Consider the following 20,897-nt stretch of genomic DNA (forward strand, 5'->3'; position numbering starts at 1 on the left):
GGCTCATGGTTGTCCTCAATTAAATATTGCTGTTCTTGTCCTTTATTCCTTACTCGTTTGTGGGTTAGAAAATCTACCGTTACCGTCTTTTGCTGTAGTAAAGCTCCGTAATATTTCTCATTGGTCAATATTAAGGTAATGGAGGAATCCCACCACGTATCGCCACCCGTGACTGTTTTAATGTGATCTCGCATCAATCCTCTGGCTATCGCTTGATAGCTTTTCCCATCCAAATACTCCTCGTATATTCTGCGTACAATCTCTGCTTCTGGCTCGTTAATCACCAATTCACCATGTTCATCCTTATCATAGCCGAGGAAGCGATTCGTGTTGCAGAAGACTTTGCCGTTTTGGAAGCCACGCAGTATGCCCCATCGACTGTTTTCAGAAATATTTCGACTCTCATCTTGAGCAAGGGAACTCAGGATGGTCAGCAATACTTCGCCTGTGGTATCCAGCGTATTAATATTCTCCCGTTCAAAGAATACGGCGACTCCGAGACTTTTCAGTTCCCGTACATATTTCAATAAATCCAGTGTATTTCTCGCAAATCTCGAAATAGATTTCACTAGAATCAGATCCAATTTACCGTTTCGAGCATCCTGTATCATTCGATGAAATTGTGTTCTATTTTTGGTACTGGTTCCGGTGATCCCTTCATCGGCGTAAATATCAGCCATTTCCCATTCCAAGTTGTTTTGAATGTATTGGGTATAATGATTGACCTGATTGGTGTAGCTTTCCTTTTGCTCCTCGGAATCGGTACTGACCCGACAATAGGCGGCGACTTTCTTCTTTTGAATCGTTTGAATTCCCTCTACGATGTCCATCGTTTTAATGGGAACAACGACGACTTTTTTTGCGGTTGTGGCTTGGGCCATAGGTGTTTCTCCCTTCGATATCTTCTTTATACGGTCACATGGTATAATGCTTGCGGCACATCATCAAGTCCATTTCTGCCCATGTTATAGCTACTTGAAAGATTTTTTATTCAGCTGGTCAATGGCTATAAATTCTTCTTCTGTAATGACATGTTGTGATCTCAATTGCTTCAATAGACTCAGACTGAGCAAGTAATCAATAGATTTTTGTTGCATATGTATGTGCTCCTTTGAAATAAAAATGGCTCACCTCTAGGGCAAGCCGATAGATATAAAACTTAGAATAAATTTTTAAGGCTAATGGTCTTTTCTATGGTCATGCTAGGATCGCTTACTAAGGTGGCAGTCAATGTTAAAGCTTTGTTGATCGTTCCACTACTGCTTCCGGCTTTCACCGTCACGCTATTTCTTGTACTCGCTGTCATGCTTTTCCCTTAGTAGGAGTCGAATCATCTTGATTCCGTAAGCTCCACTCTACAGACTGGTCAAACACTTCCACTCCATGATCATAGATATGACTGACATATGAGGCGCTTTGACCTGTTTTGAGGATGGAATTACCAGTAATGGCTATCGAATAGATATGCGTTCCCGTTTCAATGACTCTCACTTCAATGATGCTCAGCACTGTCGGATGATACGTTAGTTTTGCGGTGATGCTTGCTTGTCCCAAAGCGATGCCCATAATCTGGCCTTGCTGATCTACACTAATTACACTCGGATCACTGGATGTATAGGTAATCAGCGGATTGGCTATCTCATCCCCATTATCCGTAGCCGTTACTTTCAAAGATAACGTTTCGTTGAGCAGCACATGAGCTAGCGTTCCCTGATGTATATGTAATGCATATGTATGAGCAATCTCGTACTTCCATCGGTCAGCAATGTTCTGTTCCACGTCATCATAAGCTGTATTTATGCTATCCAATGTGCAGCTTAACTGATTGATTCCATTTAGGATGCGATCCATTCCAACTATTTTAAATGGCTGATGAGTAATGTAGAATCGTTGGTTCAATGCGATGTTTCGCGTGTCTGCATTGTCTTGTAGTCTAACTATAATATTTCCCTCTGGCATGGAGATAACTTTACCTGTTTCCGTTGAAAACGTTCTGCCTTCCACCACAGCATCAAACCATTTCACTTGTCCATCCCAGCTCAAAGCCAGCCGTTGATTACACTTTTTCATTCTGCCTCGACAAGACAGTTCATTTTGATCCACCTGACTGGTAATTAAATATCGTTCATAGCGATAGTCCACAATATCACCTGTATGTAAAGGTGTTGCTGCTCGAATAATTTTTTCATCGGTCATCCGAATGGTATCTGTCGCATCCCGGATCAGAGCAAGCTGCTTTACACTATTGATATATACAAGCTCACCTTTTTCTCGCAGGAAGAAATCTATCCAAGGTTCTATGCTCCTTGTCAATTCCACATAATCACTCCATTCCTTCATGTCCAAAATAATAAAGACATCCTTGCTGATGCGGACATAGCCATTCGATTGCAATAAGGATTCTAGTGGACAGAAAGCTCGATATGTAGTCTCCAGTGTATATCCATCTTCAAATGAAAAGCTTTTACGATAAGGTTGTACATCTGCCATCATTGACCGAATAGGTATGAATTCAGCATCTAAAATTTCCAACTTCGTATCGTAGAACATTAATCTGTTCCGACCTTGATTTTAGGCAGAGGAAGAGCCAATCGAATATTTGTCGGAATCCCTGTTTCATAGGTAGCTGAGCGTTCACCTTCTTGCTTATTTATCAGGCCCACCGAACTCCTATTTTGATAAAGATACATAGCATAATCGATCATGACATGATCATATTCCACAGGCAGTGTCGCCGCATTGCAATACCCAAGAATATTAACCTTAGCTTTGTTTAAGTAGTGAATCAAGATATCATCCTTGGATATGTCTGTTGGTTCCATGCCTAATAACCGTTTAAGTAAATTCAATGAATCACTCATGTGCTGGCTCCTGTTCCTCCTTTACCTGTGCCTTCTCGTTACGCTTCATGTTCTTGGCAGCTTGAACTTTCGTTACAGGTTCATCTTCCTTAGTCTCATCTTGTTGAGGTTCCTTCACTTGCTCATAATGCCCACTGACCTGTAACCGCAGCATTAGCTCCTGATCTGTTACTTCCCATGTACATCCCGTTTCCTGATTCAAAAACCACATCTTATCACCCTCCAAAAATGAAAAATAGGGCATCCAAAACGGATACCCCAAACGTGTTTCTTCTATTATAATGTGTTCATTTTCAATTAAGACTTATTGGCCGTGAGTACAGCGAGAGCTTCCGGCTTGATACATTTGGCTCCAAATACCTGTAACCCTTTTACTGCATCTGAAAATTGTTTTTCTGGTCTGAACGCCTCCACCGAATCTACTTGCCCTGCAAACGAAATGGCGCTCTTATGACCCGCAATAATTTTATACTTAGCTCCTGTGGTATTAGGCACATTGTTAGATTTATATACCGTCATACCATCGATATCTCCTACATAGCCTGTGCGGATGATATTTGGGTCTTTGGTGAAACGAGCATCTTTCAATAACAAGCCATAGTACCATGCAGGAACTACTACAAATCGTTCCGCTTCAGGTACATTGTTCTCATCCAGCAACACGCCCAAATCAATCAGCAGGTCATAGGCTGTAGCTTTCGTTGGAACAATAGGCGTTGTATCATTGCCAATTGTATTCTCAGCTTTGACCTCCGTATAAAATCCAGCAAGATACTGATCGACTACATTGGCTAGTCCATAAGAAGCTTCCACGATCCCACCATCCAGTATATTCACATTCGCTTGAGCAGCATCGACATCATCCACCTGAAAATTGAAATACTTCGCCTGATCGATCACCAACGTTTTTTGCGTAGCATCCAGTTCCTGTGGATTCCCGATTCCGGCTACCTTGTCATAGTTGCCAATCGTTACTGCCCCAATGGAATTAATTTTCACTGTGGAACCCTGACCTTTAATCTCACCTTCATAATCAGTGTTGACTACATTTCCGTATACGAGATTCTTTTTCAGACTCTCATTTAAACGTGCGCTCCAAATAGTAGGAATAAAATGTTGTACTGTCATATTTAATCACCCTGTCCTTTTCTATTGATTATTATTTGTTTTGTAATGCTTGTTTGACTTGATCCCAATGCTGATTAATCTCGTTTTGGGACATTCCTTTGATCGAATCCAATGTAAATGTGCTACCTGTTGAACCAGCCGGAGGTGTATAGCCATCTCCTTTGAGTCGTTGCTCGACTTGCTGTTGAATTGCCAGTTGGAGTGATTGTTCCAACATAGCCAAATTGGCTGTCGTCGCTTCTTCATCTGCACCAATAAAAAAATCCACTAACGGGAGTGGAAGCTTCTTTTCGGATGCTATTTTTACCGCTTGGCTGGTTAAACGTTCACGCTGCTTCTCCAGCTTCATATTTTCGACTTCGGCTCGTAGCTTCTCAACTTCGATTTCTTTCTCATCCTTCGCCGGGAATCGCTTCTTGATCTCAACATCCACTGCACTTTCCAAATGATTGGTTTTCCATGTTTCCAGCGATTTAGCGGATCGTTTGTCCACCGTGCTATCGAACCAACTTTTTGCTTGCGAATTAGATTGAATAAATTGCTCCATCCCCTCTACGTTATACGGATTCAAGCCCTGAAGATACGATTGCCATTCCTCATTTGTTTGGTTCTCTTCAATCAACTGCTTTACTTGTTCTAACTTCATTTTCATTAATCTCCTTTATCGCCCATTCGACTCACAGAACCGAACACGCTTATGTATGTATGGAGCCGTTTAATGTCATGCTCAGGACAGGGATGTTACGCTTTAGAAATCACAAAAACGAGGAAAAGGTACAAACATACCGACTCCCCACTTTTGGGTATTTTTAACCCTTATTTCATTTGGATTTTTGATAGCCTAAAGCGTAACATCAAGCCTGTTTTTTTCTCATCTGACGCATCCGAAATTTCGTCTTTTCGTTCGCATTCTTACCTCTGCATTTCTCACAATATTTCTGCCGATTCGAATTAGCTGAGAATGTTTTTCCACATTTCTGACAGTTCACTCTCGGTTTCGCTGTATTAAATCCAATCTCTACATTCCGATCAGACTTATATTCTTGAACCAGCTTCTCGTCCATTGGCAAAACTCCATTTTCAAAATAGGTACAACGGGGAAGAGAATCATATTGAGCGAAAAATACACATGGACTATCCTGTAAACAGCAATAGTTTGGGATACTGTGCTTCGCTCCGAGATAGCATGCACAATTATTCTTCACTAAACGTTTAATTGTATTTTTATTTTGCATTGGACATCTCCTTACCCGCACCAACTAATCGTTGCTGCTCCGCATGAAATTTATTGAATTCCAACTTTGGATTCTCGACAAACGGAAGCAATGTGAGCAGCGTTTCCTGTGAAACCACTTCTTTCAGTTTAACGATCACATCAGCCATCCCGACCAAGTCTGTCGGCAAATTACGAGTAAACTTCACCGCGATATCCCGGTAATCATATTGCACGCCTTCTTTAATGTGCAGAAAGGTAAAGAAGTTACGCAGACGTTGCTTGATTGCCTTTTCCATTAAGGCTTCACGCATAGCTACTCGATTCTCCAAATTCAGCAGCTTATTTCTCAGCGCCAAGGAAGACGTATTGCTGGCCCAGTTTTCATTGAAGTTGACCTGATCCATCATGTCGAAAATTTTGCGTTCAATATTGTCCAACTCGTTTTTCACAAAAGAATCGTTAATCTCCTTCGTAAGCCAGCTTACCTTTCCTCCAGCCGGTACTTGAATAATACCCATCTTCTTCATATTCAATAAGTCTTCCGCTTCCAGCTTGGCATTTTCAATCACGAGATAGGCATTGCGATGATCTGCAATTTCATTGACCAGATCGGAATTCAATGCGTTATAGGCATCAAATAAAGAAATCACATCATGGAAGCCACTTTTTCTCTCTGTATTAGCTGGACAGGAGATAAGTGGGACTCTTCCAAAGATGTGATTATGCTTGCTGATATATTTCAGTTCGGGTGCTTGGTTCTGCCTACTCTGATTGTGTTTATCATCGTTGCCGATTGTATAGTGTAGAATTTCATGATCGGTATACACGTCAAGGTACACTTGCTTATCAAAACGTCTCGTAAATTTATGTAGGCCAAGCAATACATTTCGTTCTGCTGTTCCGTCTTCCAACACATACGCATTTAAAGGAGACAATACTGTGGCTGAAAACTGTCCATCCGAGTCGATATAGTTCAATTCAAAACTCTCGCCAAAGATTTCGGATTGTTTCCGAAGCTGTAAATTATGCTCTTTGTCCCAATGACTCATATGTACGTCTATGTTATGTATGGCTTCATCCTGATCTGACTTGGACACATAGTTTACTGGCTTACCGAGCAGATAACCCACTTCATTATCTACAAACTTACGTGGAAAATTGAAAACAAGCTTTTGATTGCTTCGACTTTCTTGCATCGCATAGTTCTTGAGAATAGCATGCTGACCATTATAGTAATCTGTATATTTCTGTTTGGTTAATGCAGTCGATTGGAGTTCATTTAGACATTCTATAATGGTTTGTTCCGTAATTTGTATCTCATCAAATCCTTTCAAAATGGGCTATGTAATTGTTGCTTAAATAAATAAAAAGACTACCTTTAATAAGGTAGTTCCTTGTTGAACTAAAGTTTCCCGTTAGCTCAATTATACTAAGTTAAGAATAATATTAAGCTATCTCAAAAAGTCTAGATTTGTAATCAGCACAGGATCGTATTCCGTTAATATTCAAATGCTTCATCTCAGATCTCTTTATGCCCAAATGATCGGATTACCTGTCTGTAAGGAAGCCTCAAACAGGCTTCTTAGTACTCGCGCGGATCGAGAATCAGATCCCTTTAGGTTTCTCTTTACGACCTGAAAAGATTTTGGATAATACAGCTCATCGATTCCCCATATCTTTCGGCTTAGCGAATAAGAAGATTCAAAAATTCGTCCCATCTCCAAATCATGAAATCTTGCATGCTTATGTTTCCGTCCTTCTTTTTCAACACTCATTACTTCCTGGGCGAACGCTACTGAATGAAAAAGCTCGCGATGATCTCTGTCTAGAATACAGAATCCTCGGTCGTTTAACTGATAAGTGTGTCCACCTCCAGATGATAAGAACCACTTATCCTCTCCAGGAAGAGATCTCCCATATTCATCATTAGATACAGTATCTACGAGGAAAATCCCTTGCAGCTTGCTTGCTCCTGATTCAAAAATATCCAGTTCCTTTAAAGCTTTTTCGACCTGATCGGTGGAGAGTGACTTCTCCCCAATTGAAAATAATAATGGGAATTTGTCCTGCCCCAACCGGTCAATGATTCCATAAAAGAAATTTCCTCCTGCGACATTAAAAACCCGGTCTTGATAATAGTAAAAGTCTTCATGCTCGCAAGCGTTCTCCCGCCACTGCTGATAAAGCTCATAGGTCTCGTCATTTACAGATTCTAGTATGTCGATCCCTTCGTCCGTAATTTCCAGCAAGCTTATATCAAAAGGGAGAGGCTTAACATTTCCTTCCTTCACACAATTGCATACTACATAAGCATCCAGACCCATATTCCCGCTCCTTTTAAAGTCCACTGAGTAATTTTTATATCTTCCATTGATCGTTATAAGAAAAAAAGAATAAACTCCGATTAACTAAGCATAATATCCACCCTTTGTAGGATATTCGTGATGTTCAAGATAATGTTTATATATCTTTCCAAATACTTTGATGGCCTTAGCTTGAGATTGGTTGTCATTCTTTAGTTTCACTACTTCACCAATTGGTGCTTGCATCGATATTTCCCCACTTATCAACTTGGGTAGATTAATCTCAAAAATTCCATCTAATTCCTTCAAGCAGTTTCCAAATTTATACACAGCAACGGTTCCTCTTATCTCAACTAACTCGTAGTCCAAACAAATGGCCATTTGCATCCCCTTTCCTTGCAACAATACAACAACTAATTGGGTAACTGGTAAGGTTATCCTGCCCATTAGCTTAACAAAATTGGATCAAAATAATGAATGAATATCTAGCGAAAGTCTCAAAATAATAAGCCTCGATCATAAAACTTTAAACTCTTGACCGACTGAATCAATTGAACAGCCCCATATAAACTATCTGGTGCATCATCATATGTACAATTTCGATTGTAATCCTTTATCTGATTATTATATCGAAGGTTATCTGAATTGAACAGAATATGACCCTTCTTCACTTCCGGCTCCAAGCTAATAATACGTTCATGCTTCTGCCCCTTGGAATGGACACTTTCTACGGGTGTATGTATCTTCGCCTTCCATAGCTCTTCTTCAAACTTTTGCTTCATATAACTCTGTGCCTGATTAACCTCAAAACCAAGCTTATCTACGGGATAAAGCTTTAATTTTTCAATAGCCACTTGAAACAAATCATCCGGCAACAGTTTATAGATTTCGCCGTCGATGACATACATTTGCTTCGTCTTCCTGTGCTGCCCAATAATGGAGACAGCAGAATAGTCATTTTTCTTCCCGGCTTTAATGGCTGGATCAATGTACATCGCCATTTCCATTTCATCAAACTCAGGTAGCCTGTCCCAATACATGAGATTCTGAAATATGTAATCGTCGGTTGAACGCGGATCATTTTGCAATTCTTTATAAAAACTCTTTTCGCCCATTGCTTGCTTCTTGCACATCAAATAATAATAGTCCAAATACTCACTCCACAGGATTTCCGTACCCTTCAGCATTTCCTCCTCATTCGCCATAAAAAAAGACAAGGCCGTATTGATCCTATCCTCGTCTTGGAGATTATTATATTGTCGCTCCCACTCTGACCATAGATCATCACGCTCTGAAAATTGAAGCACGGCTGCTTTACGAACACTTCGCACACCTGGGATTTTACCCTTGAGCAGATCGGCCATAATATCTTCTTCATTCAAAATGGTTCCACAGATCAGGATATTGGTATCCCTTGTTCCAATAGGAAGAATCACATCCGTAAATGTATTTTTAATTTGTTCTCGTTTGGCTTCGGATCGAGCCGTATCCTCCTTGAGCAAATCATCCATTAGAACTAGCGTAGGACGATGATGCTTATAGTGAATACCTCTCAAACTACCGTCAATCCCACGAATCATAATGCAGGAGTCCAGCCCACCTTTACTCTTGAGCCAAATCTCATTGTTGTTCCAGCGGCTCCCTTTACGAATCCCAAAATCCTCAATCAGCATCTGATTCGTTTCTAGCTCATCTTTGATCATATCCAAAAACGGCAATGCAATTTGTTCTGTCGCTGATATAATCAGCGTGAACTGTGATTTATCATATAAAGTCGCATACAGCGGAAATAAAAAAGAACTGATCGTTGACTTTCCATGCTCCCTTGGGAGTCCGAAAGCTGTAATCAGTCCTGTATTCGCAAGCATATGTCTTAATTCCGAAAATAACTCTTTGTGAAACTGTCCAAACGCTCGATCAAAGTATTTAGGGAAATAGGCTAAAGCGAAAAATTCAATGTCCATCTCACCAATAAGCTTGCGTAATTCGGAAAAAGAGAATGTTTCGATCAGCTGTTTCATTTTCGGTGGTTTAAAATGCTTCTCCATATACTGCTTAAGTAGCTCAGCTTGGCGTTGCTCTTTTTGCTTTATCGTTTCAATGGGTATAGCTCCTTTCTCAAATTCACTATAAAATCATCACAAAAATTTCTGCACCCTTTGCTGGCGGCTCTGTTTCTACATATAGAAGACCCCCTCCATCCACGACAAAAAGAGTGGCTCATCACCACTCGATATTTGCCAAGGCTTCAGCCATATCCTGCTGCGTTGTTAGGGTATAGATATTGGTGGTTGCTACGTGATCATGTCCAAGGATTTGCTGGATGGTCGTCAAAGGAGTCGTCTTCACCAACTTATAGCCAAGCGTATGCCTGAGCATATGGGGTGTAACCTTTACATTGACCCGATTTCCGTATTTGTTCAAGATCAAGTTGACTGCATTCCGCTCCAAGGCTCCGCGCTGCCCAATAAACAAGTGTTCCGATTCAACTTGTGGCCTGACTTCGAGATATCGGGTGATGGCTTTTCGCACATCCTTATTCAATGGTATAGTTCGGAAGGAGTTTCCCTTACCAAGTACCTTTAATAATCCTTTACGTTCACTCATTTCAATATCTCTCAATTTGATGCCAACCAATTCGCTTACTCGTATGCCAGTCCCAATCAGTAATTCAATCATACAGATATGTAGCCGATTGCCCATCCGGTGAATTTCATTCCGCAGCTTCCACAAATCCTTTTCCGCTAGCCCTTTGTATTGGCGAACAACCTTGTTCCTGACCGCTTCGATATGTATTTCTTCCTTAATATAGCCTTGCTGGTTCATCCACTGTGCAAATACGTTGATACTGGCAATCTTACGGTTGATAGTGAGTATAGCTTGATTGGTGCTTTGCAGATATTTCTTGTACTCTACCCCATCCAATTCAATCCACTTGTCCAGTCCATATTCCGTCTTGCCCCGATACCACGCTATGAACTGTAACACGTCCCGAATGTAGCAGGAAATGGTGTTCTCGCTCCGATCCTTGCTCCGTAAATGTGCTTCAAACCCTTGAATATACTTCATATTCGCCCCCACCCTTCGCTTGTGTGTCACATCATACCGTTGATGTGGGGCAAAGTCCACTCCATACATAACCTATCTTATGCACTGATTCTGGCTACTTTTGGGGCTAATTCAGGGCTGAAACTGGCGTTTATCTATACAAATATTGACGACATAACGTTATGGCTGTGAATCATCTGGCTCCATATATCCTTCCTCAATCTCTATTGATTCCTCAATAGCTTCATAGTCGGCATCCACTACATCCGCTTCGATCATATCCAGAAATAGCTGCTTGCGCTCCTGTTCCAGTGCTTTTGTATTCACCACCAGTTCACGGCGATCATTCCACTCGTTAGGTGCACGGTTCTTTAAGTAGAAGATCATCGCTGTCGGATTGGGAGGCTGATACCGTTTCACTTTCTCGATACGCGTCTTCTTTTTTCCATTTTTGTCCTCTTCGACTATTGTACGAATTTCCTCATATTCATATCCTGTAGCGGCTTTCAAAAGTGAATTTTCCACGTGTGATATAGGCACAGATCTGCTCCATTTGACTAGTTCAGCCAGCATGGGATGTTTATCAATGTACTCGTACCAAGTCGTTTTACCTATATCGAGTTTCCTGATAATGTCCTCTGCGTTCATGCCTTCTTCGAACCATTGCTGAATCTCCGCGAGTCTAGGATATACATGTGTTTCCCACTTGGTTGGACGTTCTAATGCTTCTGCAAATTTCGGATGTTTCCTTCGATAATCGCCTAATGTCCAAATATGAATATTAAGTCGCTTAGCAATCTCTTCATCTGTGGCTCCTTCACGCACCCAAACGGGAATATCCCTGAGCCTTGGCACAACAAATTGATCATACTTGGTCAGTATTTTAGGTTTATTCCTTTTTGGGTTATTATTGTTTTTACTCATTCTGCTCACCTCCATCACGAAAAAAGGGAACAGCCAACTATCGGCCATTCCCCATATGTATCAGCTTACCCTTCCAATTCAGCCTCATAAAACAACTCGATATCCTCAATCACCTTTTGAATCAACTCATTGTCCTCCCGAGCTTCCTCAGCTCCCAGCACATTTACCTTTTCGGTTTGCATACCCTTTAGGAATCGAATCACCATATTCACTTTTGCCTTACCCAATTGAATCACCCTTTCGTTTAGTCAGCACATGATACCTCTGACCTTGCCGACTCAGCAACTACTTCATCATAACCATACTACTTACCATTCCAAATCAAATAGTTGTATAATATTGTATAAAGGGGTTACACCGAAAAATACGGTATATGAGTGGGGGAATTTACCTATGCTTAAAAAACTGAATATCTATCAAGTTCTTAAATTTGTATGTGCCGCTGTTGTTATAATCACATCCCTTTGGTCACTTGCTTATCCTGGTAATAACCGACTCGCATCCTTATTTATACAGCTTTTTCTCAGCCTCCTGTTTTTATTTTCTGGCATCTCAGAGTTTAAGATAAATCGAAAAACAAATGCCATAGTTAGCTTCAGTGTATCCTTGTTCGCTGCAATTGTATTTATATCTACACTTTTATTGAGAAAAGGTTAACTACACGCACTCTAATTCTGACTCAGCAACAATTTCATGATAGTCATACTGATTACCATCCCGAATTAAATACACGCCGCTATTATCTCCAACATGGGCAATATATCGCTTCATAATCACATCTACATACTTAGGATCAAGCTCACTGGTATAGCAAATCCGATCCGTTTCCTCACAAACAATCAATGTTGAACCTGAGCCACCAAATGGATCAAATACGATATCACCAAGCTTGCTCGAATTTTTGATCGGGTAACTAATCAAGGGAATCGGCTTCATCGTGGGATGATACTCATTACGGAAGGGTCGATCAAATTGCCACAAGGTTGTTTGCTTACGATCACTGTTCCAGTAGTGTCCACCTGTCGGCTTCCAACCGTACAATACGGGTTCGTGCATCCAGTGATAATCCTGTCTACCCATCACCATCGCTTGCTTTGCCCATATACAACATTGTGCCAGTTTGAATCCAGCTTCAATAAATGCCTTCCTAAAATTCAATCCTTCACTATCCGCATGGAATACATAAATACTTGCTCCATCATCAGCTACTTCATACATCCGAGTATAGGCAGCTAATAGGAAATCATAAAATTGGTCGTCATCCATCTTATCGTTTTCAATTTTCAATGCATCCTTCGTTTTACCCGTATAGTCCACATTATAAGGTGGATCAGTTACAATGAGATGAGCCTTCTTGCCATCCATCAATGTTGTAATATCCTGCTGATTAGTCGAGTCACCGCATATGAGCCTATGCTTCCCAAGTAACCAAATGTCACCTTTACAAGTGATTGGATGCTCAGGTAACGCTTCTTCTACATCAAAATTATCCTCATCATCCACTGTTTCTTCGTGTAATGTATCCAGCAACTTCTCCGCTTCAGACCAATCAAATCCAGTTAGCTCAATATTATATTCTGCTTCTTTCAACTCATCTAATAATGCAGCCAATGCTTCAAAGTCCCACTCCCCTGTAATTTTGTTAAGCGCTATGTTCAGGGCTTTCTCTTTTGACTTGTTCACATCGACTATAACACAATCAACTTCATCGTATCCGAGTGCCTTCAAGACTTTAGCACGTTGGTGGCCTCCCACGATGGTATAATCGCTATTACAAATAATCGGTTCACAATAACCGAATTCCATGACACTATTCCTGATCTTTTCAAACTCTGGATCACCCGCTTTTAAATCCTTCCTTGGATTATATTCCGCATGTACCAGTTGATCGATCTTCAATTTCATCCATTTCATTTATATCACTTGCTCCTTTATGTCTACAGCTTTCTCATTATTTCTGGCGTTTTTTATGTATGGAATTAACGTTTCTACGTTTACGAATTTGATTTCCAATCCGGCTCATTCTTCTCTCATTCAGAATTACAGTGAAGAATATGCTAAGCCAAATACAGATTTCTATAGCTAATGCTAGTAACAATATCATCATCCTGATTTCTCCTTTCCAAAATGAAAAAGGAACCCTTGCTCATAGCCAGAGTTCCCGTGTGTAATATGTACTTTTAAATTTTCAACATTGTGTCACGTGACACATTTTTATATACACAACCACGTTTTGCATTTTTGAGTAAGGACGGCATCCTGCATCTTCATGACGAGGAGCATGCCGCACAGCACGGCAAGTATGTACAAACGAGTCTGAAGCCAACTCATCGCGACACTGCCGATTCTCAAACTGCTCGCAGCAGAGCTTCCGACATGAATCATTTTCCCGGTTCATCCGGGGCTTTATGGCACGGCAGCAAGGAACCAGTTAACCAACGGAAACATGAACAGCCTGTGCGGAACCCTTGCGCGGTTTAATTCCGAAGCGTGCCATATTAGGATAATGGAATCATTGTCCAATTTTTTTGTTGAACAATTACAATAAAAGACTTATAATGTAAATGTATATAACTACCTGTAAAAAACTTTATTGATCATGAATACTCTAATAGTTTCTATACATACTGGTTGATTGATAAAGCGTGCAGGAAAAAAATCAAAGAAAGTGGGCTTATGAGTATGAAAAACATTAAAAAAGCTTCATTATTATCTGTTTTGTCTTTAGCTGTTGCCATTCCATTAACTGCTTCTGCCGCAGCCACTACGGATGTTACACCAGCTACAACTGACTCAGCAGCAGTTTCCCAATCTGCAAACACATCGACCGATGTGAATACACCAAAACCGGGGGATCATGTCATTACTCCACAAGCTACTGATGGACAAATTGTCGATCGTCCAGTAGCTGGATTTAATGATTCTGCTGATTTTGACGTTAAATCAGGGTATGGATATGTAAGGTTGTACTTGAGAAACACAGGGAACACTACTATAACTTTTACTGTGAATCAGGGAAGTGCATCTGGTGCGGAAAAGTACAGTGGAACAGTAAAACCTGGTAAAACATTCGATGAAATATTAAATTCAAGCAAGCCATGGACTGTAGGGAAATTTTATGTTAGTTTAAGTAGTGGTTCTGGTTCCATGTCTGGAAAGCTTGGAGTTCGGACTAGTACTAATACGAATTTTTAAATATAATTGCTGGGAAAGCGGGCCAATGAGGCTCGCTTTTTTGTTGGGGGTGATGTTCATGAAGAAAAGCCCAATAGCAGGAATATGTATGCTTTGCAACGACCCTAACCCGAACCCGGAGCATACAACGATGGGCGTATCCTTTTTCGATACATGTTGGGATGTAATGAAATCTGGGGATGAGGATAAATTGGGTGAAAGGATCGTTTGGGACAAGTGATATTGAGAAAGTGAGCAAAAGCCAGCTTATTATGGTTAAACTGCCCATTTTCCGGTATTGTCCGATTTTTGTTCTTTGACGGCCATTTTCGGTAATCAGTAAAATGGTCTTGTCATTCCTCTCTAGTAACTAAGTACAAATGCTTTTATGAAACTTTAAAATTTTGCAAATACCAGTCCATATTCAACAAGATTAATTTGTATATGTAAATCGAAAATTTTAAATTAAGCAACCTGACCACAACCACAAACGAATAAGTGTCTTGGGTATGAGGTTAACATCATTTCTCCATTTCATTCTTTCTAAGTTTAAGCTACATTCCATGGACTGACCCCAGTTCCCCCTATATATAGAAAAGTAGGGTCAAGTCAATCTACCATGTTCAAGAAATAAAATGAAGACAGCCAACGATGTTGGATGGCTACGGAAAGAAATAATTTGTTTACAAATTTTTGTTGACGGTTTCTTTTGATCTTTACATCTGTACCACATAAAGGGAAACTCTCTCACCATCTCGATAAAAACCACTTCGCTACGCTTCGTAAACGGTCTTCATCGACCTGCCGCCGTTTCCCCTCTTGCCTTCGGCAATTCACCCTTTTGCGGCTCATTTTGGACACTTTATTTGCAAATTTATCATAAGAGGAAGAAATCTTCCCTTAATATTAGGGAGAAAATCTTCCTTTGGAACTACTACAATAGTTTACGATAATGCTCGCTAACCACGTGGTCGGTGAATGCATCTTGATCCACCAGCATAAACAACCAATATTGTCGTCCAACTTTTGAGGTTTTTTCAAATAGCAATATATTATGATTCTTTAACTCACTCAAAATGAATTGCTTTCTATTCCCGTTCCAATTATCTCTAAACCACTGATATAGTGCTTTTCCACCTATTTCCTTAGCGGTAAGCTTGATATTCTTTTTGCCCACCATGAGCTTAACCATTTCGATCATTTTCTTGGAACAAGCTTTCTTAAATCGAAGTTCATTATGTAGTTGATGCATATGGACTCGTTCATCCGGCAATCTAAATTCTTTTTGCATCAGTGTTAACCATTCTGTCCGTTTCGAGTACATCACAATATCCACTTCTTCGGTTAAATTTACATTGCGTAAGGATGTCCTATGAATAATTTGCGAGAGATTAGCCAGCACATCTTCTATATATAGTTTTTGTATTCTCTCATCCGTAAACCAGTTCCCTTTATTTCGATTTTCATTTAAGGATATATCGATGTCTACACCATACATAGCTACGGCAATTTCCCGATAATGCCTAGGTGGGCGAATGGGAACACCAAACAAGGCCATCGCATTAAAGCTAGAAAAATCATTATTACCTACCACATTGAAAAGATGTTTCCTCATATCGTCATCTGACTTCTGCTTGATGGTGAAAAATTGCTTGAGCTGTTCGTCCGTAATTACACCCTCAGCGTGATAAAATGCGATATCATCCTGCTTAGGTAATGCAATCATTTTGAAACTTGGACGTTTTTCTTGTAGTTTACTTTGTATCTCCAAGAAATCTCCTGCTATCGCTTCCTTGACTTCTTTTAGTTCACGGTAAGATAATGTTGTGGACGTATTTATATTTTTCCATCGAATATTCAACCGCTCAGCATATCGATGAACATTTGTCATGGGGATCAGTTCAAATCCAGAACGTTCATATATGCTTTGGCTGATATGTGCTGTCCCGTCCAAAAGAAAGAATCTTTGCTCATTCTCATCACCTGTTTAATGTTTTCCGTATTATTATTTATTCTTACCCTTTTAAGCGGCATACATAATATTCATACAATTAAATCGTTGCAACTTCCTTATAAAAAAAGAAGGCACTCAATACCGACTCGTTAGAACGGTAGTTGGATCGGCTACACTTAGTTGGACAATAAAAATGAGGGCTTGTAGAATAAACCTATCATCCTAAGGAGCGGATCTCTACAATGCCGAAACAAAGACGTAAGAGTTCAAGAAATCAATGGTGCTACTCTATGAAAACGGAAAATCCAGAGCGGATCTGGTGGAGGAATATGGCCTCACCGCCTCGGCGTTGGATCGCTGGATTAAACAAGGCCTAACCACAGGCTCTTTCTCAGAGAAGGACAATCGCTCGCCAGAAGAAAATGAGCTACTTACTTTACGCAAAGAAGTTCAACGCCTCAAAATGGAAAATGATATTTTAAAGCAAGCCGCCCTGATCATGGGACTAAAGTAGCTATCATCCAGAATAATCGGGATTAATACTCGGTATCAGCAATGTGTAACGTCCTGCAAATGGCAAGTAGCACGTTTTACTACGAAGCGAGCGAAGATTCTCCGGCGTTAGACGAGGTGGCCACAGCCATTGTGGACATTTTTCAGAAAAATCGAAAAGCATACGGTACTCGAAAGATCAAAGTGAAGCTTCATGAACGAGGACTCGTGGTTTCCAGGCGCCGAATCGGCCGTGTCATGAAGGAACAGAGACTGGTTTCAACCTACACCGTGGCACAATATAAACCGCATAAAACCGCTTGTAATGAAGCTGCTACAGCCAACACATTGAACCGCATGTTCAACCAAACGGAAAGCAAACGCGTGGGGTCAGTGATCTAACCTATGTGAAAGTCCGGAACGAATGGCACTATATTTGCGTGCTTATCGATTTGTTCAATCGAGAGATCATCGGTCATAGTGCTGGCCCCCATAAGGACGCAGCACTGGTTTCCCGTGCCTTCGCGACCGTGAAAGGTGATCTGAGTCAGATTCAGTGGTTTCATACCGACCGTGGCAGTGAGTTCAAAAATCAAAAGATGGATGATCTGTTAGATACGTTTAGGATCGGTCGATCGTTGAGTGCAAAAGGCTGTCCATATGACAACGCCGTGACCGAAGCCACCTATAAGATTATGAAAACGGAGTTCGTGAACCAGATGAACTTTCAGAGCCTTCGTCATTTGGAATTAGAATTATACGATTATATCCATTGGTTCAACCTGCATCGAATTCATGGAACTTTAGGCTATATGACACCTGTTCAATATCGCCTTACAGCCCTTAAAAAAGTTGACTGATTTACTGTTGACAATCCAAGTTGAGTGTTTAATTAATTATAATCGGAGAAATATAATCATAATCAGATGATATTTCTCAGATGCTTCGTATATTCATCCTTGAACTGCATCCAGCACGCTTCCTGTTTAGCCCACTGAGTCACGTTTCTATCACCCGCAGAATCACGTAGGAAGAATAAGGCCTTATCCGCAATAATTCTTATTATTTCATCCCACTTATCAGATAAAGTTTGTCGATTCCATACATCAACTAGCTCTATTTTGTTTCCATATATATGATGGAGCATAGCTACAGTGTAATAAATTACATTCGCCCTATATCCCTGCAGTCTCATGGACTCCACAATATTAGTTGTATGCAGATTAATAATAGTCCTTGCTACCAGTTTCTGATAGACCTCCAGGGTAACTTCACTCAGCGGAATAATCTCATCATTATCATCCTTGTCATACTTCCAAAATTGTTTATTTTGCTCCATAAATCGCTTAAAGGCCTCTTCTCCACCTTTACTTGAAACATGCGGAAAGCCCTCACATGACATAAAATGTTTAGCTAAATTAACTTTGGTAATGACTTTTTCACCTGGATATTGCCTTTTAAATTCATTCTGCTCCTTACCACGTTTACGTCTATTTAAATCAACCACATATTGACCTCTGGCACGTTCAAAGTACCACTTACTCTCTGCTCTTCGACCATCACTAGATGGAATCCATGTATTTCTGGATAATCTCTCCAATTCAGACATAAACCTAGAGTTAGCTAGCAAATCAGATTTGTTAATTTTATTCTGTGTATTGGCATACTCTGAAATACTTGAAACCATTTCATCTTCAAGAAGTTGCTGATCTTTTTCTTGGTTTGCTTCAACATGAAGAATAGTCAGCTTTGCCTGAACATACACATCCGTTAAGTCTATATCACTCTTATAGGCCTGATGAATGGATGCAGTTGTCTGTCCTCCATTTACAATTTGCCAGCCAATTAACCGATTGATACGATAAAGATTAATATTTTCATTTATTTTCTCAATGTCGCCTGCACGAGCCACAGTTGAGATACCATTATTATAACTAACAAACATTTGTCGTTCAATCGGATCCTTTAGAGTTCTCAAAATGCCTTTGTTAGTTCCACCTTTCGCCTGCAAAAAAGATCTTACATTTCGTTCAACCAATTTGGAGCCCCATTGATCATAGGCTTTAGCCAACAATTCCGCAGGTATAAATCCTACATAACACGTAAAATAATTCTGTTCGCCTTCATGTTGAGAACCGGGAACATACATCATCTCAAACGACTGTCCCAAATCCTGTTCAAAATCAATATGAATCGTTTGGACTCCTTGTTCAGCCAAAATGATTTGAAGTATGCGATCTATGTCCCACACCTGAACATTTACCGTTTCTATTCCAGGAATCGACAGCTCAATTGGTTTATTTGCATTATAGAACATATTCGTCAGTACAAATATATTCACTTCATCGATAGCATTAATATTTTCTGATATCAGTAAAGCCAATTGTCTAGCTTGCAGAGATTGATCAATAGTTTGAGCTAATGTTTTAGCGTTCGTAATAAATCGTTTAGCTTGATTGGCTAATTCTGTCAGCATCGTCATATTTATCGAGAGTAAATCCCGCTCATTTTGTTCAAAGCTATAATCAGCTACATATAGATCAAGAATGTGCTGACTTTCGTCATATGAGTAAGCATTCACAGCAATCTTTTTTGAGGTATCTATATATGGAGGAATTAATATATCAGGATCATCATCCCTTTCCATATACTGAAGCATCTTCTCAAGGAAAGGAACTCGATATACTCCTGTTTTTGCCGCTCTTTCTTCTACTTCTTCAAGAAATTCCTTCAGGAATTCTCTTCTCTGTCTATTCTCTAACATTTAAATGATCCTCCATTACAAATCAAATACCTCATCAACTTCTCTTTTGAATTCCGTACAATGTGTAAGATCTATGCTGTAACTAACATGAGAAATCCCTTTTGGCAAATCCTCCTGCAAAATCCTTGGAAAGTTCATTGCGGCTTCGTATACCTCTACTTTATCTACAAAAAAGAAATCATCCATATAATCTTCTTCTTTAAATCTTAAATCATCTAAGAGATCATTAAACTCTAATAGCATTCGATCGGAACGACTAGCAATATTGTTTCGAACCTCGTTTACAAGTGCCTGTAAAGAAACACCATGAGTCTTACTTGGCTCTATAAAGCATACATAGAGGTAAATACTCGATACTGCTTTTGTAAGCCTCAACTGATTTTCATTTGAAATTTTAATTGTTTTGGTTAACTTATTTATTGCCGTCTTAATCTCTACTCCGCGATTAGAATGTTTAAAATCAATTCGTCCACTGGTTGGTCCTTCCCACTGTTTTAATATTAGTGGGGGAGCAGTTGGAAACCGATTAAGCCATTCTTTAATATACCATAATTCACCAAAAAGTCCCTGTTGCTGTTCCTCGGTTAGTTTGCGGTACCCACCTTTTTGAAAAAACACGCGCCATCTATCTAGAACCTTGTATACTACTGTAAATGCTGATTCATTCTGTTCTCTGGCCACCAAATGATCCACAACATTCTGCAGTATAACATCAAAAATATCTGTACCACTTTCTGACTCTTGGCGCAAAACAAGAAAGTAATGCCCTTTCAATAGAGCGAGCTTTTCATAATACTCCACTTTTATAGATAAACCTCGCCATTTGGGAAGTGCCTTTAGCTGATCCGGCTCCCAAGGTTTAAATCCTAAATCAATATACAGTTGCCTATTCATATTTACAGTATCTAACCCTGCAAAAAGTATGGGACTTTCCGCCGTAAGAACCTTTAGTTTATATACTTCTTGCTGTGACTGGCTATCCAATTCCTTAATCATTTGCTCGAATTCTAATTTAAGATTCACTATCAATTCC

The 20,897-nt window shown here is 40.0% G+C and carries 22 protein-coding genes and 1 pseudogene; 5 read left to right on the plus strand and 18 right to left on the minus strand.

Annotated features, from left to right (window positions below; genetic code table 11):
- From ABH897_RS26925 to ABH897_RS26990, 14 genes are all read right to left on the minus strand, one after another.
- Positions 1 to 881 (minus strand): recombinase family protein (locus ABH897_RS26925; protein WP_404592939.1); only part of this gene is annotated, 881 nt, incomplete at its 3' end.
- Positions 882 to 971: 90 nt separating this feature from the next.
- A complete protein-coding gene (locus ABH897_RS26930) occupies positions 972 to 1,097 on the minus strand; it encodes an SHOCT domain-containing protein (RefSeq protein ID WP_404592940.1) in 126 nt (41 codons plus the stop codon).
- 205 nt (positions 1,098 to 1,302) lie between these two features.
- Positions 1,303 to 2,490, minus strand: coding sequence for an Ig-like domain-containing protein (locus ABH897_RS26935; protein WP_404592941.1), 1,188 nt, complete (start codon positions 2,488 to 2,490; stop codon positions 1,303 to 1,305).
- Positions 2,491 to 2,549: 59 nt separating this feature from the next.
- Positions 2,550 to 2,861: a phage head-tail connector protein gene (locus tag ABH897_RS26940; protein ID WP_404592942.1), complete on the minus strand. Its 312-nt coding sequence runs from the start codon at positions 2,859 to 2,861 to the stop codon at positions 2,550 to 2,552.
- Complete coding sequence (locus tag ABH897_RS26945) at positions 2,854 to 3,072, minus strand: hypothetical protein (protein ID WP_404592943.1); 219 nt, start codon at positions 3,070 to 3,072, stop codon at positions 2,854 to 2,856. The genes ABH897_RS26940 and ABH897_RS26945 overlap by 8 nt, the downstream gene beginning before the upstream one ends.
- Before the next feature lie 86 nt (positions 3,073 to 3,158).
- The gene (locus ABH897_RS26950; protein WP_404592944.1) at positions 3,159 to 3,989 is read right to left on the minus strand and encodes a phage major capsid protein; all 831 of its coding nucleotides are present in this window, start codon (positions 3,987 to 3,989) and stop codon (positions 3,159 to 3,161) included.
- A 31-nt stretch (positions 3,990 to 4,020) separates the two neighbouring features.
- A complete protein-coding gene (locus ABH897_RS26955; protein ID WP_404592945.1) occupies positions 4,021 to 4,635 on the minus strand; it encodes a DUF4355 domain-containing protein in 615 nt (204 codons plus the stop codon).
- A gap of 578 nt (positions 4,636 to 5,213) precedes the next feature.
- Positions 5,214 to 6,521 (minus strand): phage portal protein, encoded by a 1,308-nt coding sequence (locus tag ABH897_RS26960; protein ID WP_404592962.1) that lies wholly within the window; start codon positions 6,519 to 6,521, stop codon positions 5,214 to 5,216.
- Between the two features lie 213 nt (positions 6,522 to 6,734).
- Complete coding sequence (locus ABH897_RS26965; RefSeq protein ID WP_404521821.1) at positions 6,735 to 7,529, minus strand: hypothetical protein; 795 nt, start codon at positions 7,527 to 7,529, stop codon at positions 6,735 to 6,737.
- Positions 7,530 to 7,613: 84 nt separating this feature from the next.
- Entirely contained in the window at positions 7,614 to 7,955 is a 342-nt protein-coding gene (locus ABH897_RS26970; protein ID WP_404529730.1) for a hypothetical protein, read from the minus strand.
- Positions 7,956 to 8,005: 50 nt separating this feature from the next.
- Positions 8,006 to 9,556 (minus strand): phage terminase large subunit, encoded by a 1,551-nt coding sequence (gene terL / locus ABH897_RS26975; protein ID WP_404592946.1) that lies wholly within the window; start codon positions 9,554 to 9,556, stop codon positions 8,006 to 8,008.
- Positions 9,557 to 9,731: 175 nt separating this feature from the next.
- Positions 9,732 to 10,577 (minus strand): tyrosine-type recombinase/integrase, encoded by an 846-nt coding sequence (locus ABH897_RS26980; protein ID WP_404592947.1) that lies wholly within the window; start codon positions 10,575 to 10,577, stop codon positions 9,732 to 9,734.
- Between the two features lie 159 nt (positions 10,578 to 10,736).
- Positions 10,737 to 11,480, minus strand: coding sequence for a transposase (locus ABH897_RS26985; protein WP_404592948.1), 744 nt, complete (start codon positions 11,478 to 11,480; stop codon positions 10,737 to 10,739).
- Positions 11,481 to 11,545: 65 nt separating this feature from the next.
- Positions 11,546 to 11,707 carry a hypothetical protein gene (locus tag ABH897_RS26990; RefSeq protein WP_404581448.1) on the minus strand — a complete coding sequence of 54 codons (162 nt, stop codon included), beginning with the start codon at positions 11,705 to 11,707 and terminating at the stop codon, positions 11,546 to 11,548.
- A 166-nt stretch (positions 11,708 to 11,873) separates the two neighbouring features.
- Here ABH897_RS26990 and ABH897_RS26995 point away from each other — a divergent pair, with 166 nt between their 5' ends.
- Complete coding sequence (locus ABH897_RS26995) at positions 11,874 to 12,137, plus strand: DUF3953 domain-containing protein (protein ID WP_404592949.1); 264 nt, start codon at positions 11,874 to 11,876, stop codon at positions 12,135 to 12,137.
- Here ABH897_RS26995 and ABH897_RS27000 read toward each other — a convergent pair whose 3' ends face one another.
- Entirely contained in the window at positions 12,138 to 13,394 is a 1,257-nt protein-coding gene (locus ABH897_RS27000; RefSeq protein ID WP_404592950.1) for a site-specific DNA-methyltransferase, read from the minus strand.
- 327 nt (positions 13,395 to 13,721) lie between these two features.
- Here ABH897_RS27000 and ABH897_RS27005 point away from each other — a divergent pair, with 327 nt between their 5' ends.
- The 3 genes from ABH897_RS27005 to ABH897_RS27015 all read left to right on the plus strand — a co-directional run bounded on the left by ABH897_RS27005 (position 13,722) and on the right by ABH897_RS27015 (position 14,895).
- Positions 13,722 to 13,961 carry a hypothetical protein gene (locus ABH897_RS27005; RefSeq protein WP_404592951.1) on the plus strand — a complete coding sequence of 80 codons (240 nt, stop codon included), beginning with the start codon at positions 13,722 to 13,724 and terminating at the stop codon, positions 13,959 to 13,961.
- Between the two features lie 150 nt (positions 13,962 to 14,111).
- Positions 14,112 to 14,675 (plus strand): superantigen-like protein SSL4, encoded by a 564-nt coding sequence (locus tag ABH897_RS27010; RefSeq protein ID WP_404592952.1) that lies wholly within the window; start codon positions 14,112 to 14,114, stop codon positions 14,673 to 14,675.
- 58 nt (positions 14,676 to 14,733) lie between these two features.
- Positions 14,734 to 14,895, plus strand: coding sequence for a hypothetical protein (locus ABH897_RS27015; protein WP_404592953.1), 162 nt, complete (start codon positions 14,734 to 14,736; stop codon positions 14,893 to 14,895).
- A 693-nt stretch (positions 14,896 to 15,588) separates the two neighbouring features.
- Here ABH897_RS27015 and ABH897_RS27020 read toward each other — a convergent pair.
- Positions 15,589 to 16,608, minus strand: coding sequence for a hypothetical protein (locus ABH897_RS27020; RefSeq protein WP_404592954.1), 1,020 nt, complete (start codon positions 16,606 to 16,608; stop codon positions 15,589 to 15,591).
- 277 nt (positions 16,609 to 16,885) lie between these two features.
- Here ABH897_RS27020 and ABH897_RS27025 point away from each other — a divergent pair.
- Positions 16,886 to 17,960, plus strand: a pseudogene (locus tag ABH897_RS27025) (IS3 family transposase).
- Positions 17,961 to 18,022: 62 nt separating this feature from the next.
- On the opposite strand, the gene ABH897_RS27030 reads toward ABH897_RS27025, so the two are convergent.
- Both ABH897_RS27030 and ABH897_RS27035 read right to left on the minus strand, forming a co-directional pair.
- Complete coding sequence (locus ABH897_RS27030) at positions 18,023 to 19,864, minus strand: AIPR family protein (protein WP_404592955.1); 1,842 nt, start codon at positions 19,862 to 19,864, stop codon at positions 18,023 to 18,025.
- A 15-nt stretch (positions 19,865 to 19,879) separates the two neighbouring features.
- Positions 19,880 to 20,860: a PD-(D/E)XK motif protein gene (locus ABH897_RS27035; protein WP_404592956.1), complete on the minus strand. Its 981-nt coding sequence runs from the start codon at positions 20,858 to 20,860 to the stop codon at positions 19,880 to 19,882.
- Positions 20,861 to 20,897 lie beyond the last annotated feature (37 nt).

The sequence above is a fragment of the Paenibacillus sp. RC73 genome (assembly GCF_044908085.1).
Lineage (GTDB): Bacteria > Bacillota > Bacilli > Paenibacillales > Paenibacillaceae > Paenibacillus > Paenibacillus terrae_A.